Source organism: Exiguobacterium sp., assembly GCF_020832205.1.
Taxonomy (GTDB): Bacteria; Bacillota; Bacilli; order Exiguobacteriales; family Exiguobacteriaceae; genus Exiguobacterium.
This window is the reverse complement of sequence record NZ_JAFIFD010000038.1, coordinates 16,571-35,301: the sequence shown is the minus strand read 5'-3', so window position 1 is coordinate 35,301 and position 18,731 is coordinate 16,571. Positions and strand designations below refer to the sequence as shown.

The 18,731-nt window shown below is 51.8% G+C and carries 20 protein-coding genes; 10 read left to right on the top strand and 10 right to left on the bottom strand.

Features of this window, described 5'->3' with window-relative positions:
- Positions 1–52: 52 nt before the first annotated feature.
- The 4 genes from JJU47_RS14625 to JJU47_RS09230 all read right to left on the bottom strand — a co-directional run bounded on the left by JJU47_RS14625 (position 53) and on the right by JJU47_RS09230 (position 1,837).
- On the bottom strand, positions 53–187 hold the full coding sequence (locus JJU47_RS14625; RefSeq protein WP_300997752.1) for a hypothetical protein: 135 nt from the start codon (positions 185–187) through the stop codon (positions 53–55).
- A gap of 96 nt (positions 188–283) precedes the next feature.
- Positions 284–565, bottom strand: coding sequence for a HesB/YadR/YfhF family protein (locus tag JJU47_RS09240; protein WP_228618543.1), 282 nt, complete (start codon positions 563–565; stop codon positions 284–286).
- A 67-nt stretch (positions 566–632) separates the two neighbouring features.
- Positions 633–1,592 carry a LacI family DNA-binding transcriptional regulator gene (locus JJU47_RS09235; RefSeq protein ID WP_228618540.1) on the bottom strand — a complete coding sequence of 320 codons (960 nt, stop codon included), beginning with the start codon at positions 1,590–1,592 and terminating at the stop codon, positions 633–635.
- Between the two features lie 11 nt (positions 1,593–1,603).
- On the bottom strand, positions 1,604–1,837 hold the full coding sequence (locus JJU47_RS09230; protein WP_228618538.1) for a hypothetical protein: 234 nt from the start codon (positions 1,835–1,837) through the stop codon (positions 1,604–1,606).
- Between the two features lie 237 nt (positions 1,838–2,074).
- Between JJU47_RS09230 and JJU47_RS09225 the strand changes: the two genes are divergently transcribed.
- The 4 genes from JJU47_RS09225 to JJU47_RS09210 all read left to right on the top strand — a co-directional run bounded on the left by JJU47_RS09225 (position 2,075) and on the right by JJU47_RS09210 (position 6,439).
- Positions 2,075–3,364 carry an NCS2 family permease gene (locus JJU47_RS09225; RefSeq protein ID WP_228618535.1) on the top strand — a complete coding sequence of 430 codons (1,290 nt, stop codon included), beginning with the start codon at positions 2,075–2,077 and terminating at the stop codon, positions 3,362–3,364.
- A 239-nt stretch (positions 3,365–3,603) separates the two neighbouring features.
- A complete protein-coding gene (locus tag JJU47_RS09220) occupies positions 3,604–4,341 on the top strand; it encodes a (Fe-S)-binding protein (protein WP_228618532.1) in 738 nt (245 codons plus the stop codon).
- A gap of 2 nt (positions 4,342–4,343) precedes the next feature.
- Complete coding sequence (locus tag JJU47_RS09215; protein ID WP_300997799.1) at positions 4,344–5,747, top strand: LutB/LldF family L-lactate oxidation iron-sulfur protein; 1,404 nt, start codon at positions 4,344–4,346, stop codon at positions 5,745–5,747.
- On the top strand, positions 5,744–6,439 hold the full coding sequence (locus JJU47_RS09210) for a LutC/YkgG family protein (RefSeq protein WP_228618528.1): 696 nt from the start codon (positions 5,744–5,746) through the stop codon (positions 6,437–6,439). Before JJU47_RS09215 ends, JJU47_RS09210 begins: the two co-directional genes overlap by 4 nt.
- 40 nt (positions 6,440–6,479) lie before the next feature.
- On the opposite strand, the gene JJU47_RS09205 is transcribed toward JJU47_RS09210, so the two are convergent.
- Together JJU47_RS09205 and JJU47_RS09200 are read right to left on the bottom strand one after the other, a co-directional pair.
- The gene (locus JJU47_RS09205) at positions 6,480–7,505 is read right to left on the bottom strand and encodes a DUF4097 family beta strand repeat-containing protein (RefSeq protein ID WP_228618526.1); all 1,026 of its coding nucleotides are present in this window, start codon (positions 7,503–7,505) and stop codon (positions 6,480–6,482) included.
- A complete protein-coding gene (locus JJU47_RS09200; protein ID WP_228618524.1) occupies positions 7,502–7,822 on the bottom strand; it encodes a PadR family transcriptional regulator in 321 nt (106 codons plus the stop codon). Before JJU47_RS09200 ends, JJU47_RS09205 begins: the two co-directional genes overlap by 4 nt.
- 191 nt (positions 7,823–8,013) lie before the next feature.
- Between JJU47_RS09200 and JJU47_RS09195 the strand changes: the two genes are divergently transcribed.
- Positions 8,014–9,966 carry a HAMP domain-containing sensor histidine kinase gene (locus JJU47_RS09195; RefSeq protein ID WP_228618521.1) on the top strand — a complete coding sequence of 651 codons (1,953 nt, stop codon included), beginning with the start codon at positions 8,014–8,016 and terminating at the stop codon, positions 9,964–9,966.
- A 39-nt stretch (positions 9,967–10,005) separates the two neighbouring features.
- Here JJU47_RS09195 and JJU47_RS09190 read toward each other — a convergent pair whose 3' ends face one another.
- Positions 10,006–10,803, bottom strand: a complete 798-nt coding sequence (locus JJU47_RS09190; protein WP_228618519.1) for a glucose 1-dehydrogenase — start codon at positions 10,801–10,803, stop codon at positions 10,006–10,008.
- A 189-nt stretch (positions 10,804–10,992) separates the two neighbouring features.
- Between JJU47_RS09190 and JJU47_RS09185 the strand changes: the two genes are divergently transcribed.
- Positions 10,993–12,315: a hemolysin family protein gene (locus JJU47_RS09185; RefSeq protein ID WP_228618517.1), complete on the top strand. Its 1,323-nt coding sequence runs from the start codon at positions 10,993–10,995 to the stop codon at positions 12,313–12,315.
- Between the two features lie 193 nt (positions 12,316–12,508).
- The gene (locus JJU47_RS09180) at positions 12,509–13,501 is read left to right on the top strand and encodes a 5'-3' exonuclease (RefSeq protein WP_228618514.1); all 993 of its coding nucleotides are present in this window, start codon (positions 12,509–12,511) and stop codon (positions 13,499–13,501) included.
- Positions 13,502–13,513: 12 nt separating this feature from the next.
- Here JJU47_RS09180 and JJU47_RS09175 read toward each other — a convergent pair whose 3' ends face one another.
- Positions 13,514–14,314 carry a VOC family protein gene (locus JJU47_RS09175; RefSeq protein WP_228618512.1) on the bottom strand — a complete coding sequence of 267 codons (801 nt, stop codon included), beginning with the start codon at positions 14,312–14,314 and terminating at the stop codon, positions 13,514–13,516.
- Between the two features lie 106 nt (positions 14,315–14,420).
- Here JJU47_RS09175 and JJU47_RS09170 point away from each other — a divergent pair, with 106 nt between their 5' ends.
- Positions 14,421–14,747 (top strand): winged helix-turn-helix transcriptional regulator, encoded by a 327-nt coding sequence (locus JJU47_RS09170; protein ID WP_228618509.1) that lies wholly within the window; start codon positions 14,421–14,423, stop codon positions 14,745–14,747.
- A gap of 64 nt (positions 14,748–14,811) precedes the next feature.
- A complete protein-coding gene (locus JJU47_RS09165) occupies positions 14,812–15,819 on the top strand; it encodes a S66 family peptidase (RefSeq protein ID WP_228618507.1) in 1,008 nt (335 codons plus the stop codon).
- Positions 15,820–15,823: 4 nt separating this feature from the next.
- Here the strand turns inward: JJU47_RS09165 and JJU47_RS09160 are convergent, their stop codons facing one another.
- Positions 15,824–17,014, bottom strand: a complete 1,191-nt coding sequence (locus JJU47_RS09160; protein ID WP_228618505.1) for a helix-turn-helix domain-containing protein — start codon at positions 17,012–17,014, stop codon at positions 15,824–15,826.
- Between the two features lie 111 nt (positions 17,015–17,125).
- On the opposite strand from JJU47_RS09160, the gene JJU47_RS09155 reads away from it, so the two are divergent.
- Entirely contained in the window at positions 17,126–18,391 is a 1,266-nt protein-coding gene (locus JJU47_RS09155) for an MFS transporter (protein ID WP_228618502.1), read from the top strand.
- A gap of 24 nt (positions 18,392–18,415) precedes the next feature.
- Here the strand turns inward: JJU47_RS09155 and JJU47_RS09150 are convergent, their stop codons facing one another.
- Complete coding sequence (locus tag JJU47_RS09150; RefSeq protein WP_228618500.1) at positions 18,416–18,712, bottom strand: DUF3817 domain-containing protein; 297 nt, start codon at positions 18,710–18,712, stop codon at positions 18,416–18,418.
- Positions 18,713–18,731 lie beyond the last annotated feature (19 nt).

Sequence of the window (18,731 nt, the reverse complement as noted above, 5' to 3'; positions counted from 1 at the left end):
GTCAATCCCCGTTCTTTCAATTCCAAAACAAAAAGAGCCAAAGGGCGGCTCTTTACGATTGTTCGTCTTCATCGGTCTCTTCGAGGTCTGAATGATCCCCTTTTGAATCTTCCTCGTGTGAGATATCGGGTTGATCGCGTTTTAATTGCTCGCGTTCTTCTTGTTCACGTTTATCTTTTTCTGACATCTGACTCATCCTTTCGGTTGATTGTCTTGTCGTAGACTGTTCCCGAAGGAGATTTGATTCAAACGGATGTCTCGAATCTGTAAATAAACTGTGATGTCACGCTTGAACGAACACGACCTCGTCCCCGCGAAGCTCGACATTGACGTCTTGCCCTTGGAACAACCACTCATCTTGCTCGGCGACGACGAAACGAATCCCGTCCGCCTCTGTCTCAACAGCAGCGTTGTCGATGTCTTCCGTGATGACCCCGACCGAGAAACCGTGCGTCAAATCGGTCGATCCCCCGTACTTGGCAAACAAACGCACCGTTTGGCCCGCTTCGACTTCCATCTCGTCTTTAAAGAATTGCAGCGCTTCTTCTGTCACGTTGATCTTCATCTGACATCCTCCTCTCGACTTCTGTCTTCATTCTAATCGTTTCTAAATAGTCGAGCGAGGAAGTTGCCTAGAGCGTCGTGCCGGGAAGATATGTGACGACCAAGCTTTTCGTCGTCGGCGCACATCCGTTCATCTCATTGAAGGTCACATCAAACAGCGTACGCCCGATGTCTTCGTTCGGTGCGTGCATCGTCGCCAAGCCGAACGCCTGTCCGATCGGGTGTCCATCAAAGCCAAGAATCGCAACGTCTTCCGGGGTTCGCACGTCGCGCCGGCGCAACTCTCCTAAAAAACCGAGGGCGACATAGTCAGACGAGAAAAAGAGCGCGCGGGGGCGCTCTTGTTGAGACAAGAATACCGACGCCAACCGAATACCGTCCTCGCTCGTCAAGTAACCGCTCCATACCCATCGCTCACGCGCGGACGCCACTTCATCGAAGTACGCCCGCTGACGCGCGATGGAACTAGGACTATCCGGTCTCGACAAGACGATGCCCACGTCCTCGTAACCAGATTGCGCCAACAAGCGCAAACCGGTGCAAAAGGCAGTGTAATGGTCGACATGGACAGACGAAATCGTCTCCGGTGCCCCGACGGTTGTGACGGCGACCGGTCCGTATGCACGATACGTCTCCATTTCTTCGAACGTCATCGTATGCGACAACACGATTGCGCCATCTACTTCCCGGTGCTTCAACAAATCGAGCGCTTGCCGTTCTTGGTCGAGCCGATACTCCGTCTGCCACATGACGAGCCGATAGTCTTTCGCCAGTGCGGCTTTCGCCAGTCCGTTGACGAACAATCCATAGTACGGATGGTCCATGTAAGGCAGGACGACGACGAACCGTTGCGTCCGGCCCGTCGATAACGTGAGCGCTTGCTGGTTTCGCAAGTAACCGAGTTCTTCCATCGCGCGTCGCACCCGCTCACGTTTTTCGGTCGATACGTAGGGATGTTCATTGATCACGCGCGATACCGTCGTCACCGATACGTCGGCACGTTTGGCGATGTCTCGAATATTCGCCAACTTGTCTCACCTCAATTCGTCAGTCTTTGCATATAGTGTACCCACTGCGCCTCCTGACTGTCACCTTTGTCTATCACTTGGGACCGAATCGCTTGGACGAGACGGAACCGTTCCTCGATAGGCAATTGAAGAAATTCATCTTGGAAATGGGTGCACAACATCTTTCCAAGCGGTGTGTACAACTGATTGATCACGAGTTCATAGACGATACCGCTACACCACGTCTTCCACGTCGTTGGATTCATCAGGCTCCCCTCCTTTGATTCCACCGTACCTCCTGAAACGCGTTTCAGAGCAAGAACTATTTTCGCTTCCACCTATTTCCGAACATTATCTACTCCGATTAGAATTTTTTAGACTTTTTGCTTAAAAACATTGACGATACTTCTTCCTTTTTGTATAGTCATCAAGTTGATAACGTCTGTTTTATCTGATATCCGAATTGAATGTTCGGAAATTCATCATTATAAGGAGTTTTCTCTATGAACTTATTCCGTCTCGAACAACATGGAACGAACGTTAAACAAGAAGTGACCGCAGGGGTCACAACGTTCGTTACGATGGCTTACATCTCGGTCGTCAACCCAGCGATTTTATCGGACGCCGGCATCCCGTTCGCCCAGGCGTTCACGGCGACGATTATCGCGATTTTGATCGGGACCGGCTTGATGGCACTTTACGCCAATCTACCGATCGCTGTCGCCCCGGGTATGGGATTGAACGCATTCTTCGCATACACGCTCGTCGCTCAACAGCAAATTGCCCCGTCGACGGCGCTCGGTGTCGTCTTCGTCTCGTCTGTCTTCTTCTTAATCTTGTCGTTGTCCCCAATTCGGACGAAACTGATTCAAGCGATTCCGGCGTCACTCAAGCACGCCATCACGACCGGAATCGGGTTGTTCATCGCTTCACTCGGATTAAAGCTGTCAGGACTCATCGTCGCCGACGAGGCAAACCTCGTACGTCTCGGTGATTTGTCGTCCCCGAGCGTCTTGCTCGTTCTCGGCGGTTTGATCGTCTCGGCACTTCTGTTCTCCCGGAACGTGCCAGGCTCACTCCTCATCGGGATGGTCGTCACGGGCATCGCGGCTTATTTCATGGGTCTGTTGAAGATTGAAGGCGTGACGGCGATGCCGACGTTGCCGGAAGGGCTCATGGTCAACCCGGTCACGGCGTTCACCGATGTGATCCAATACGGACTGTTCGGCGCTGTCTTGTCATTCTTCCTTGTCACCTTGTTCGATACGACCGGCACGCTCGTCGGTGTCGGCAAACAAGCCGGCCTCATGAAAAAGGACGGCACGATCGAGAACGGACATCGCGCGTTGTTCGCTGACTCACTCGCGACGATGGGCGGATCGCTCGTCGGGACGAGCCCGTCCACGGCGTATATCGAATCGGCCGCCGGTGTCGCCCAAGGCGGACGGACCGGTTTGACGACGGCTGTCGTCGCTGGCTTGTTCGGACTCACACTTTTCTTCAGCCCGCTCATCGGTGCCATCTCAGGTGTCGCTGCCATCACAGCACCGGCGCTCATCATCGTCGGCGCACTCATGTTGACGAACGTCCGCTACATTGACTGGTCGGACTTCAGCGAGTACTTCCCGGCGTTCATGACGATACTGATCATGCCGCTGTCGGGGAGCATCGAGCGCGGAATCGCTTTCGGATTCATCCTTTATCCGATCTTTAAAGCGATGAACAAAGAGACGGTCCATCCACTCATCTACTTATTCGCAGGATTGTTCATTTTGGAAATGTTCTTCCTATAATATTTAAACTGACCCTCGTCGGAAGACGAGGGTTTTTCTGTTATTAATCAGGGAATGACTGTCGTATAGCAGAAAAGGTGTGAACGTCTATTCATTATCATCCCGTTCTCAATTAGACAGGATTTTACAATTTTTTGTGAGAATCGTCCCATTTTTCTTTATTCTCATCCTGATGTTATGGAATAATGGCGTTGAAACCGTTTACGAATATAACTATTTACAGGAAAGAAGGAATGAACATGCCTAAAGTGGCGCTGTTCGTCACTTGTCTCTCCGATACGTTGTTCCCATCGGTAGGACAAGCGACGGTCGAACTATTAGAACATCTTGGTTGTGACGTCAGTTTCCCGTTCGAGCAGACGTGTTGCGGTCAGCCTGCCTATAACAGCGGGTATCATGAAGAGACGAAAAAAGTCGCCAAACATATGATCGAGACGTTTGAAAAGGCGGATGCCGATTACATCGTCGGACCGTCGGGTTCATGCGTCATGATGATGCGCGATTACCCACACTTGTTCAAAGACGACCCTGTCTGGAAGACGCGGGCCGAGGCCCATGCGTCGAAGACGTTCGAATTGACCCAATTCATCGTCGACATTCTCGAAGTGACAGACGTCGGGGCGAAGTTCCCGGCGAAAGCAACGTATCATGCCTCGTGTCATATGACCCGGCTCCTCGGGATTGAAGCGGCCCCGGGACAACTGTTGCGGAACGTCGACGGGTTGACGATGTTGCCGCTTGAAAACGTCCATAACTGTTGCGGGTTCGGCGGGACGTTCTCCGTCAAGATGCCGGACGTGTCGGTTCAGATGGTCGATGAGAAAGTGGCATCGATTTTAAACTCGGGAGCGGACGTCTTGATCGGTGCTGACGCCTCCTGTCTAATGAATATCGGCGGCCGCCTACATAAACAAGGGCACCCGATCAAAGTGATGCATATCGCAGAAGTGTTGAACGAAGGGGTGAAACAAACATGAGTATGGGGATTCGATTAGATGAAAAGTTTCAAGCACGCCGCAAAGACGGGATCGACAACCCGTTCATGCGGCAAGCTGTCAGTTCGGCCCAAAACCGGCTCCGTGACGGCCGGCTGAACGCTGCCGGTGAGCTCGGGGACTGGGAGGCATTCCGTGACCATTCAGAAGAGATTCGCCAGCACGTGCTCGAACATCTCGACTATTACTTATACCAACTAAGTGAGAATATCTCGAAACGCGGCGGCAACGTCTTTTTCGCGGAGACACCGGAAGAAGCGAACCGATACATCCGTGAAGTCGTCCGCTCCAAAGAAGCGAAACATGTCGTCAAATCAAAATCGATGGTGACGGAAGAAATCGGGTTGAACGAGGCGCTCCATGAGGAAGGCTGTACGGTCGTCGAGTCGGACCTCGGGGAATGGATCCTTCAACTCGACAACGACCCGCCGTCCCATATCGTCGCCCCTGCCCTCCATAAAGATCGAAACGCCGTCCACGAGACGTTCACCGCTCACGGATACTTCGGAACGAATGATCCGACCGAGCTCGGCCGTTACGCTCGTCGCGAGCTGCGTAAAGATTTTTTGAAAGCGGAAGTCGGGATCACCGGATGTAACTTCGCGATCGCCGAGAGCGGTGCCGTCGGTCTCGTCACGAACGAAGGCAACGGCCGCATGGTCACATCGCTCCCGAACACTGTCATCTCCGTCATGGGAATGGAGCGGATCGTCCCTTCCTACGAGGAATTTGAAGTGCTCGTCAACATGTTGTGCCGCAGCGCCGTCGGACAACGGCTCACGTCTTACATCACGACGTTTGCCGGTACGAAAGGCGCCGGAGAAGTCGATGGACCGGAAGAGTTCCACCTCGTCATCGTCGACAACAAACGCTCTGGCATTCTCGGCACGCAGTTCCAGTCGGTGCTCCAATGTATCCGCTGCGCCGCCTGCATCAACGTCTGTCCAGTGTATCGACACATCGGCGGTCACGCCTACGGCTCGATTTATCCAGGACCGATCGGTGCCGTACTCGCCCCGCTGCTTGACGGTTACGAGAACTATAAAGAATTGCCTTACGCCTCGAGTTTATGCGGTGCCTGTACAGAAGCGTGTCCGGTCAAAATTCCGCTCCATGAGCTGTTGATCGAGCATCGCCGCGTCATCGTTGAAGAGAAAAAACAATCCCCGTTCGTCGAACGCATCGCCATGAAAGGGTTCGCTGTCACGTCATCAAGCCCGTTCCTATTTGAAGCGGCCGAACAGATGGCGCCGTTTGCGACATCGCCGTTCACAAAGGCTGGTCAAATCGATAAAGGCTTGCCGGCTTGGACCGACTCAAAAGACATGCCCCAACCGGCTAAACAGACCGTACGGGACTGGTTTAAGAAACGGGGGAATACACAGTGAATCCAGGAACAATTACGAACCGGGAAGATTTTTTGAATCGGATTGCCAAACAACTCGGACGCGACGTCGATTTGACCCCGCCCAAGCGTGTGTACAAGCACCGTCCGCAAGACGAGGTGTTGAAAGACGCGTCTGAAGAGGAGCTCCTTGAGACGTTCCGTATGGTCGCGATGCGTATCCATACGGACGTCATCGAGTGCGAAGCAAACAACCTCGACGATACGTTGCGCCTGCTCATCGAACGTTACGAAGGAGCGGCCATCATCGCCGAACACGATGACCGCCTCCGAGCATGGGCGCCTAAAACGAGCCAATCGTTTGACTGGTGGGACGCTGAACGTCCGGATGAAAGTCGCGCGTTGGCCGTCAAAGCCGATATCGGCATCACCATCGCTGACGAGGCACTCGCTGAGAGCGCGACGATCGTTCAATATGCGAAGCCCGGAAAGTCACGGACGATTAGCCTGTTACCGCAAGACCATATCGCTATCGTCCCGAAATCGGTACTCGTGCCCCGGATGACACAGGCCGCGAAACGGCTCGCGGAACTTGATCGTAACGGTGAACTTGCCTCGCCAAACGGCGTCAACTTCATCTCAGGACCGTCGAACTCGGCGGACATCGAAATGAACTTGATTGTCGGGGTGCACGGACCGGTGCGCGTCGCCTACTTACTTGTCCATGACCTATAATAGAAAAAGACTCGCTGCGGCGAGTCTTTTTGCGTTCCATTTATTCGACGGTGATGCTCCCGTTCGAACTCGTCAGTTTGACTTCAACTGTCCCGTCCCCGAACGTCCGCTCGTTCGCCCGATCCCCGAACAGCTCGACTTTGCCGTTTCTCGTCTTGGCGCGGATGACGGCGTCACTCGGATTCTCCTTCAGACGCAAATCGATTCGTCCATTACTCGTCTTCAGACGGACCGGATGCTCGAGCGCATCAACCACACAGTCGATGCGTCCATTCGACGTCTTCGCATCGATCGCGCCGTTCACGTCCTGGATATCGAGACGCCCGTTTGACGACTGAATATCGAGACGGTCCACACTCGAGGCAAGCACCTCTACACGCCCGTTCGATGATTGCGCGTCAAGCGTCTGTCCCGTCATCGATGTGAGACTGACTTTTCCGTTCGAGGAACGGAATGAGCCACGCTCGGCCCGGATCACGTTGGCCGTGATGGTACCGTTCTCGCTCTCGACCTCGACCGTTGCGGCCTCGAGGTTGCGCACGTCACAAGAACCGAGACGATTTTTAATCACGACTTGCTCATACGCATGACGCGGCAGCTCGACGTGCAATACCGGCGCCTTTGTCACCGCCCAAGCGAACAAGTTCGACAGACCGAAACGGCGCTCCGATTCGATTCGAATTTCAAGGGTGTCCCCGACGATATCCATCGTCACCCCGTGATCCCGTTCCGTCTCTAACGTCGCATAGGCAAAACCGTCATGAGACGGGACCACTTGGACGTGCGCCTGCAGGACGTTGATGGAAACGTTACGAAATGCCACGTTCTGACTTTTCACGACGGCAGGCTCTTTTGGCACATCAGACGACGGCTCGACCGAACCAAGCAACTCGTTCGCGAGTGCGTCTGGTGTACCGAGCTCCTCGATCATCGCAGCATCACTCTTCCCATCGAGGCGTCCGCTCGCGAAATATTCGGACACGTCCCGTAAAATGTCGACTCGTTCGATGACGCTCATCCCCATCAGCAACCGTTCAAGTTCAAGTAAATATTGTTCTTCTGTCATACATCGTCTCCCCCTTCGATCAGTTCATTGACACCGGTCGTGAACAACTCCCATTCCGCGCGCAGTTCGTCTAAGTGCCTCTTGCCTTGATCCGTGATCGTATAGTACTTACGCGGCGGGCCTTCTGCCGACTCTTTTAAGTACGTCGTGAAGTATCCTTCAGACGTGAGCCGCCGCAACAACGGATAAACAGCACCTTCTGAAATGGCGACTTTCACCGAAATCGCTTGGACGAGCTCATACCCGTAACGATCGCCTTTTTCGACGAGCGCGAGTACACAAAGATTGAGCACGCCCTTTTTAAACTGAGGATTCATTTTCTCGCCTCCTCTACTATACATTAAACAATAGCTCATCGTTTGCTATTATTCAATAGACAATAGTTGAATTTCCGCTTATTTCTTGATTGGTGGCAACAACTGGTTGAAATCTGTACAATGAAGGGACGGCGCAGTTAGGATATTTGTCACAGCAGGAATGTACGTAGTTCCAGGAAGGAACGGTCTATATGAAAGCTTGGATTGACCAGCGGATCGGAAGGCAGTTTTTATTCGTCTTCTATTTATTCATCGGACTGATCCTCCTCACTTCACTCGCCGTATACGTGTATACGGAAAACCGAATCGAACAGACGACGACCTCGCTCGAGAATATTAGCGAACGCAGAACGAACGCGACCGAGTTATTCGAGACGTGGCAGTCGATGCAATATGAGATGCGCGGGTACGTCATTCTCGGGGATGAGGAAATGCTCACCCGTGTCAAAGATAAACAAGCGTTAATTGAGACACAGACCGCCTGGTTCGAAGCGAACGCGGTCACTGAAAAAGAACAGACGTATGCAAGCGACGCTCGCACCCTCTTCTCGGCCTATCAAGAACGGGTCATGCCGAGCCTCGAACGATACGTCGTGGCAAAACGAGCTGGTACGGTCACCGAACCGTTCCTCCAAATGCCGACACTTGGAAAAGTGACGCCCCAGGCGGAACCACCAGCAGACCGAAAATTTAAAATCAATTCGAAAAGTGCGGCTGATATGAGCGCGAGCATCGTCGACATGGAAACCGTCTTCACCGAATATCGAAACTCCTTGAACGAGGAAGAGAATCAACTACGTGAGCAGCTCGCCACACATACGAAGTGGGCGCAAGTGCTTTGGTTACTGGCGTTGCTCGGCGTCTTGCTCATTCTCTTCATCGCGGCTCGTCCGTATGTGCAACGATTGACTGGCCAGCTCCAAGAGTTGATCTCCAACAGTGAACGCATTGCCGACGAACAAATCGTTCCGACGCGGTTCGCCTCTTCACGAAACGAAGTTGGACAGCTGACCGACTCGTTTCGACAGATGGCCTCATCGCTCGCTATGCAACGTCACCAAGTCGAAGAAGAACGCGAAAAAACGGCTCGCCTCTTGCACTCGATCCGGGACGCGGTCATTTATGTGGAACATACGACAAATGAGAAGTTCGCCAACCAGGCGTTGTTCGTCATGTTTAATCAAGCGATCACGAAACGCGATGGGATGGATTTATATCACCTTGATGCCGATCTCGAAGAACTCGGACTTCAAGTCGATCAGAAGGATTCGTTCTTCTCCTTCATGCGTCGCGCCTTCGCCGGAGAGAGCATGGAAGAAAGTGAAACGTTCTCGATGAATCAAGAAGAACGGTTCATTCAAATGTATGCTGAAAAGATCCATTTACGGGGCACGAGCCACGGTACGATGCTCGTCTTCCGGGACGTGACCCAAGAGACCGAAGTCGACCGGTTGAAGACGGAACTCGTCTCGACGGTATCCCACGAGTTACGGACGCCGCTGACAAGCATCATCGGCTTTACGGAACTGTTGCGCCACCGTAGCTTGAGTCCTGTGCGCACAGATCAATATTTAGGGATGATCCATCAAGAGACACTCCGACTCGAAGACTTGATTTCCAATCTGCTCGATGTGCAACGGATGGAATCCGGAAAGCAAGCGTATCATAATCAGCCTGAGTCGTTGCACGACATCCTTGCGGAGACGATCGCTATCCAGCAAGGCTCGAGCCAGCACCACGATTTGTCACTCGAATGTGATACGAACCTTCTCGTCTACGGAGACCGAAACCGCTTGAGCCAACTGTTCACGAACTTGCTTCATAACGCGGTCAAGTATTCACCGGAAGGCGGTCAAGTCCTCGTATGCGTCACATCTGATCAGTCAGACGTTATCGAAATCGCCGTCCAAGACGCCGGAATCGGCATCCCGACGTCGGCGATGCCGAAACTGTTCGACAAGTTTTACCGCGTCGACAACTCGGCCAGCCGTAAAATCGGTGGGACCGGCCTCGGTCTGGCCATTTGCAAAGAGATTGTCGAAGGCCACGGCGGATCGATTCGGGTCGATTCCCGAATTGGTCTCGGCTCGACGTTTACAATCGTCTTACCGAAATATATCGCCGAAGACAAGATGAGCGGCTAAACAAAAGGGATGACTCGCCTGCGCGAATCATCCCTTTTATTATTGGACTTTATTTTCTGGACCGAATGAGGGATAGAGCGATAAACCACCGTCCGCAAAGATTGTCGTACCGGTCACGTAAGACGATTCATCCGAAGCGAGCCATGCGGCCACTGCCGAAATTTGTTCGGGACGACCGATCTCATGCGTCGGGATGAGCGCCTCAAGCCCTTCTTTCTCTTTCGGATCACGCATCGTCTCTTCATTGATTGGTGTATCGATGGCACCCGGGGCGATCGCATTGACGCGAATCTTATTCGGGGCATATTCGAGCGCGACCGATTTCGTGAACATCTTGACGCCGCCTTTGCTCGCCGCGTAATGCGTATAACCTGGGCGTGGAATGACTTCATGGACAGACGACATGTTAATGATATTTCCTTGAATCTCATGTTCGACAAAATATTTCAAAGCGGCCCGCACGCCAAGGAACGTGCCTGTCAAATTCGTATCGATGATTTTCTTCCAGTTATCGAGTTCCATCTCGTGCGTCTTCGCCTCGACTTGTACACCAGCGTTATTGACGAAGATATCCATCTTCCCAAATGTCGAGACGGCGGTTTCAATCATTTTTTCGGCGAGGCCTTCCTCGGCGACGTCCCCTTTGACCGCCACGGCTTTTCCTCCGGCTTCTTCGATGCCACGGATGACTTCATTCATCTCTTCTTCACTGCTGCGATAGTTCAAGACGACGCTGACGCCTTCTTTCGCATAACGCTCAGCGACCGCTCGACCGATTCCTTTCGAACTTCCGGTAATAACTGCGACTTTTCCTTTTAATTCTGGATAGTTGGCCATGTCGTTTCCTCCTTCAGCTTCTCGTTTTGTAGTTTCCTCATTCCCTTCTTACTGAAACCTTTTGGCCTCTATTTTGAATATTTATGGCAAATCTACTATACTGAAACCAACTATTCGTTCTTAGGAATCGTCTGAACGACATATAATCTTATTTTGATGGAGGTGACTCCCCGATTTTTGGGGGAATTTTTGGACAGTCCCATGTTACTCAGTTTACTCATCGTCGCCCTGCTCATCTTCTTGACCGCATTTTTCGTCGCGGCCGAATTTTCAATTGTTAAAGTACGCAGTGCAAGACTCGACCAGCTCGTGCTCGAAGGAAACAAACGGGCAGTCGTCGCAAAAAAAGTGATTGAAAATTTAGATGACTCACTTTCCGCTTCACAGTTTGGCATCACGCTCTCGGCACTTGGACTCGGTTGGATTGGTGCCGATCAAATCGAAGGAATGATGGAACCGCTCGTCAATTTGTTAAACGTCTCGCCGACGGTCTCCACGATTTTCTCGTTCTTACTCGCCTTTCTGCTGATCGCTTTCTTGCACGTCGTCATCGGTGAACTCGTGCCGAAGACGCTCGCCGTGCATGAGGCGGAAAAATTGACGCTTCTCGTCGCCCGACCGCTCTATGCGTTCACGAAATTGATGTATCCGTTCATTCGCGTATTGAACAGCCTGGCCCGTCTCACACTTCGCTTGTTCGGTGTACAGACGACGGCCCAAGAGACGGCCCACTCGGAAGAAGAACTGAAAATCATCATGACAGAGAGCTTCAAGAGCGGAGAAATCAATGAGAACGAGCTCGCGTACGTTCAGAACATCTTCTCGTTCGATGAACGGATTGCCAAGGATGCGATGGTACCCCGTATGAATATGGTGACGATTGATGAGGAAGATTCAATCGAATCGATTATCGCAACCGTCCAAGAACACCAGTACACGCGTTATCCCGTCACCCGTGACGGCGATCGCGATGACGTGCTCGGCTTTGTCAACGCCAAGCAACTGTTCACGGCACAACTTACGAACAGTGACGCCCCGTTCGAGTCGTTCATCCATCAGTTACCGCTCGTCACCGAGTTCACACCGCTCCAAGAAGCGATGGTGAAGATGCAGAACGCTCGCACGATGATGTGTCTTGTCATCGACGAGTATGGCGGAACAGCCGGACTGCTCACCATTGAAGACATTCTCGAAGAGATCGTCGGTGAGATTCGGGACGAGTTTGACCGGGATGAGCAAGCCGAGATTACGGAAATTTCACCAGGACATTACCGGTTGTCAGGTCTCGTTCTCACCCAAGAAATTGAAGAGCGTTTCGGTATCGAAATCGAAGACGACGTCGATACGATCGGCGGTTTTGTCTTGTCACAAAAAGCGAACGCCCGGACCGGCGAACGGTTCACGTTACAAGGTGACCATGAATTGATCGTTCGTGAGGTAGACAATCATCGGATCGTTTTCGTCGATTTGATTCTAGCCCATAAAGACGACATTCAACCCGAAGTCAACTGACTCATTCCGCTAGCCTGCCCGTCTCGACCGGGGCAGGCTTTTCTTATGTACTCAGAACTGTCGCTATATTTTCAAGCGTTGTCGTGATATACTGCACATATGTTGCTTATTTGAGTGCGTGTCACTCATTGACACAACATCACCGAACTATTCATGATTGTTCGGTCCAACAACTACAGAAAGAAGGTTACGCATGGAACGTAAACTATTTTTAATTGACGGTAACTCCATGCTGGCCAGTGCCTATTACGGTGCCGCCGCGAGCCGAACGAAAAAAGGACGCGAGGTATCTAAAAACGATCGGAGTGCCGTCATCGGAATGACTGGCCTCATCCGGACGATTCTACGCAGACATCGTCCAACCCATTTTGTCGTCGTGTGGGACGTCTCACGTGAAACATTATGGCGTCGAGAGCTATATCCAGGCTATAAACGCCGTCGTCGCCAAACCCCACCCGAGTTGAAGGCTCAAATGGAACTCATGCGCCAACTCCTTGAAGAGAGCGGAATCCCGCAATATCAAGTAGAAGGGTATGAAGGTGAAGATTTGATTGCCCACATCGCTCGGAAGTTCAGCTGCAGTGCTCCTGTCGTCATCATGACGAAGGATAAAGATTTACTTCAGCTCGTGAGCCCACGCATCACCGTCTGGCTTCAGACACAAGAACTGCAACAAATGCAGGCGCGTTGTGACATTAAAGACAACCGTCCGCTTCCGCTCAAGCGACATCTCGAAATTCGTCCGGAAGAAATTGCAGCACTCTATGAAGGCTTGAAGCCAAAACAACTCTCCGCCGTCAAAGCGTTGACCGGGGACCGTTCCGACGGGATTCCGCCTGTGGCGGGACTTGACGAGAGTCAGTCGGTACAGTTGATCAAGCGATTTGGTTCGCTCGAGAAATTGTATACCGCGCTCAGCGTCAAAGGCGACAAGCGACAACAAATCAATGAAACGATCGCGGCACTGACGTCAGAGGAAGTGCCCCGTAACTTGAGACGCACCCGCAAGAAAGCCGAGCGCAACATGGAGCTCGTCCGTCTCGATGTCACGGTGCCAGAACTCGAACATTTGAAGCTGGCTCATCTCGAGCTCAGCATCAATTCAAAACGAGTCGAACAAGCGTATCAAAAACGCGGTATTCGTCTCTCGTTTGATTCGAGTCAAAAGAAAATTTCAGCACGCTAAAAAGCGCGGACATCAGTCCACGCTTTTTATATTGACCGTGATTCCATCTTCGTCGGTGAGCGACCATTCCGGGTTCGTTCCTCCAAGTTCGCGGTTCGTCGCCGCGTCGACGAGCAACGTCCACGCCTCTAGACCGGCCTCTTCACCCATCGGCTCACTCGGACGAGCCCATACGTTCGTCCCGATATGGTGATGATAGCCGTCGGCCGCGAGGAACAACGCGCCCGGGTACGAATCAGTCGTCACGGTGAAACCGAGGCGAGTTTGATAGAATAACTTCGCCGCTTCAAGGGAACGTACTTTAAAGTGGACGTGTCCCATCGTCGTCCCGTTCGGTAAACCGCTGAACGGTCGGTCGGCTGCCGCTTCGAGCATCGATTCGTACTCGACCGGATCCGTCGCCATCTTTACGTGTCCATTCGCTTCATATTCCCATTGTTCGCGGGGGCGATCGGCGTACAGTTCGATGCCATTACCTTCCGGATCACTCAAGTAAAACGCCTCACTGACCAAATGGTCACCTTGCCCGACTTCGATCCGTTGCTCGATCAAGTGACGGAGGATGCGCCCGAGTTCGATGCGATCCGGCAACAAAATCGCCATATGGAACAAACCGGCTGTGCGTAGATTCGGGCGAACACCTTTCACTTCATGTAAGACGACGAGCGCCATTTCACTCGTTCCGAGCGTGACGCGATCGACTGTCGTTTCAAGCACAGCCATTCCGATGACGCGTTCGTAGAACGTTTTCATCGTTTCTAAATCATTGACGCGCAACGTGACGGCGCCAAGTTTGATATTGGTTAACTTCATGTTTTCTCACCTCTATCTTCAGTATACCCGTTAAGTGAAATCGACAGAAGACGGCACAAAAAGGTGGTATAGTTACTTAAAAGATACTAGTGAAGGGGGGAAGCTCGTGACGAAAATATCAAGCTGCGAAGTCGATACGGCGCTCGAACTGATCACCGGGAAATGGAAACACTCGATCCTGCTCGCGCTTATCAACGGCGACACACTCCGGTTCAGCGAGCTGAAGCGTTCGCTGCCGAACATTAGCCAAAAAATATTGACTGCCCAGCTTCGTGATTTAGAAGAGCAAGACATCATCATTCGGACCGTCTATCCGGAAGTCCCGCCTCGCGTCGACTATCGATTGAGCGAATACGGGAAAACGCTCATCCCGGTACTCGAGACGATGAACGCGTGGGGCATCCGCCATGCGGAGCACATGCGTCAAAAGTGACTTGTCCACATGTGGATAACCCGATTCCACACTTAATCCCACTACTTATCCACAGGAGGCTCGCATGATTCACTATCCACAATTAACCGGCAGAACGGTCGGTGTCACCGCACCGTCGTCCGGCATCCCGACCGAACTCCACCACTTACTGCATGAAGCGGAGAAGACGTTCTCGCGTCGTGGTTTCACGTTACGCTTCCAGCCGTCGAGCTGGACGCAGTCAAACGCGAAGTCGGCGCCGGCGGACGTCCGAGCCCGTGAGTTGACGGCATTATTTCAAGACGAAGCGATTGATTTGATTATCCCGCCATGGGGCGGGACACTCTTGATTGAAATTTTAGACCAAATCGACTGGGATAGGCTGCCCGCCAAGTGGATGCTCGGTTATTCCGATGTCAGTTTGTTTTTGTTCGTCTATACGCTAAAGACCGGAATTGCCTCCGCGCACGGGACGAATCTCGTCGATCTTCGCGGTGAGGAATGGGACGAGACGAGTTCACGCTGGCTCGACGTCATCTCGGCAAAAGAAGGCGAGACGGTCATTCAACGTGCCTCTGAGCACTATCAAAAAGAATGGCAACACGGAAACCCAAGTCCGCACATCTATCATTTGACCGAGACGACAGAATGGAAGTCGATCGGCGGCAATGAAGCGACCGGACGCTTGCTCGGCGGCTGTATCGATGTCCTCTTGCATACAATCGGGACGCCTTATGGCGACATCGCTTCGTTTCAACGGGACCGATTGAACGGCGAACCGATCCTTTGGTACTTCGAGAACGCTGAATTCGATGTGCCCGCACTCAAACGGACCCTCCTTCAAATGAAGTGGGCCGGTTGGTTCGATCACACGAGCGGTATTTTGTTCGGACGGAGCGAAGCACAACAACCGGTGCAAGGATATACGGCCGAAGATGTCTACGCTGAACTTCAGACGATGCTCGACGTGCCGATCATCTATGACATCGACTGCGGCCATGTGCCGCCTCAACTCACGCTCGTCAACGGTGCCCACGCCTCGATTCAAGTCGAAGACGGGAAAGGCACACTCATACAAACGTTCAAGGGCTGATGCGTCAGCCCTTGATTTTTTGTAGCAAATCGGTCAAATGTGTCCGATAAAACCCGTTCGGAAACTTCTCGACAGCTTCCTGGATAGACGGTACCAAATCAATCCCGCATCCATAGCTAGCCCCAATCAATACACCCTCAAAGTAGACGGCCTGATCAATCAAGCTATGCGACTTCCAACCATCCATACCGTTCCATAAAGAATCGAATGCAGCATCTCCAGATTCTTTATTTCCTTTCATCGCATGATAAACACCTTTGGACATTTCAATCGCAGCGACAAACGTATAGTCATCGGCTAACAACCGCTCCATCTCTTGAATGTGATGCCCAAGTTGTTCGACACGTCGATAATGAATCGCGTATAGTGCTTCCGACAATGTCAGGCGTACTTTCGCCACGTGATCGTCCGTGAACTGAATATACTGCCTCGCTTTTAAAACTGCCTCGTTGATGCGTTGTTCGTCTTTAAGATACAACGAACATAGCGCAATCGTTCGATGAACATCGTCAGCTCGATAATACGTCCGAGTTTGATGCATATGTCTCAAAGCGCCGTCTAAATGACCGATGGCACCTTGAAGATTCCCATCATACGTCAGTTCCTTCATGACGAGAAGCATGCTATATTCCGTCCGTGTCCTCGATGACATATTCCGAACGTCCATAAGCTCCATTTGTTCGATCTGCGCGCTCGCTTCGTCAAACTGATTCCAGAGGATATAGTAATAGGCTTTCCCAATGAGCGCCATCACTAGCTCACTCTTTTCACCAAGCCGCTCAAATATCGAAATGGCCCGATCATAGTAGGACAGCAACTTATCACGATTCTTGTCGTGCTCCATGTTGTCACCTATGATCACGAACGCTTTTCCTTGCCACACCGAATTCATTTCTGTCGATATATAGGCTTCTAGCGCCTCGATTGTCGCTTCTTCCGTCCAAGGGTTGAGACTTAATTGAGCATACTCGATTTCCTCCACAAGTCGTTGTAATTCTTCTTCTTTTGGATCGACAAGCAGAGACTGCACTGGCACCTCCAAACGTTTCGCAATCTCTCTAAGACTGCGCATCGATGCCTCGGCTTTCCCATTCTCGATCATGCTGAGCATCGATTTCGTGATGATCCCTTCGGCGAGTTGACTTTGGGTCAACTTTTTTTCTTTTCGTAACGCTTTAATACGTTGTCCAATCATAAGGCACCTCTCAAAAGTTAAATTTAATTGAACTTTTTTGTATACAAACGGGTTTCTATCGTTTACTATAAAGTTAAATCAGGTTGAACTTAATAGTAAAGGAGAATCGGTATGACGACCACATCATCAAATTTGTATGTATTGTTGCTCGGAAAGTTCATGTCACTGTTCGCCTCAAGCTTGTTCACGTTTGTCGCCGGATTGACAGTGCTCACGACGTCAGGGTCAGGGCTTCAGTTCGCCCTCGTCTTACTCGCAGGAACGTTGCCGCGTGTCTTACTTTCCCCGTTTGCCGGCGCGTATGCCGACAAATTGAACCGCAAGCGCGTCATCATTACGATGGAATCACTGAACGGTCTGCTGTTTTTCTTGGCCGGGCTCGCAAGTCTTGTCTGGACGTTCGGTGTTCCTGCTTTCTTGATTATTACATGTCTGCTTTCTATCGTCTCCACTTTCTTGTCTGTCACGCTGAACAGTTCGATCCCACTCTTGTTCGACGAAGACGGACTCCAACGCGCAAACTCACTCATTCAGAGCATCATCTCCGTCTCGAGCATCGGTACGCCACTTTTAGCCGGCGCGTTGTTCACGTTGCTACCTGTCTCCGCATTCCTGTTCAGCTCTTCCTTCTTGTTCATCATTGCCGCCTTGTTCGCCACCCGCCTCGCGTTCCGAGCTTATGAACATGTCCCTACCGATCAATCGACATGGGACGACGTCCGTTCCGGCTTTCGGTATTTGAAGCGACAACGAATTCTGTGGACGTTGACCGTTCTGGCGGCGTTCCTCAACTTCTTTTTCGTCGCTTCAGAAGTACTATTCCCGATTGCCGCATTACAAGAAATCGGAGTCAGTCCTTTGCAGTTCGGTTTTTTAGAAAGCATGTTCGCCGTCGGCTTCTTAGTCGCCTCACTCACCCATGCGTTACCGGTATTTCGAATCAAATATCGTTTAGCGACGACGCGGACGGCTCTCCTCGTCACCAGTTGCCTGTTCATCGCCCCGGCCATCCCGCTTTATTTCGACTTCTCGGTCACACCGGCCATCGTCTTCCTGACAGGGTTCGCCTTGCTGAGCGGATTTTTCATTCTCCGCGTCAATATTCCGATCCAGCTGTTTTTACAGACGAACACGGAACCGAGTTATCTCGGTCGCGTCATGGGGGTTCTCGAATCACTCGCCTTGGGCATCACACCGCTCGGGTTTGTGTTATTCGGTGCGCTCAGTGAGTGGTTATCGACCGCATCCCTGTATACGATTTGCATGATCTGCCTACTGTCGCTCACGTTGATCGCGATGCATCGGATTCGCCATGACATCGCTGCGGAGAAGGCCGTCGTCCTCGTGGAATCTGAAAGTGCGTCCGCCCATCAATGAACAAAAAAAGACATCGAACGTGTTTCAGTTCGATGTCTTTTCTGTTGATGGAAGGACTCGCTTCTCTAATAGGAACGGTCCAAACGGGATGACCGACGCCATGACCGCGAGGACTAACACTTTGAAGCCCCAGCTGAAGCGCCACGCCATGTAGACGGCGGCTGCCACGTAAGCGACGAATAAGAAACCGTGAGCCGCTCCGACGATGCTGACGGCGAGCGGCATGCCTGCCAAATACTTGAGCGGCATCGCGATCAATAAGAGGAGAAGGAATGACATTCCTTCCGTATATCCGAGCCATTTGAATTGTGTAGCATTCATGATTGTTCTCCTTTTCAAT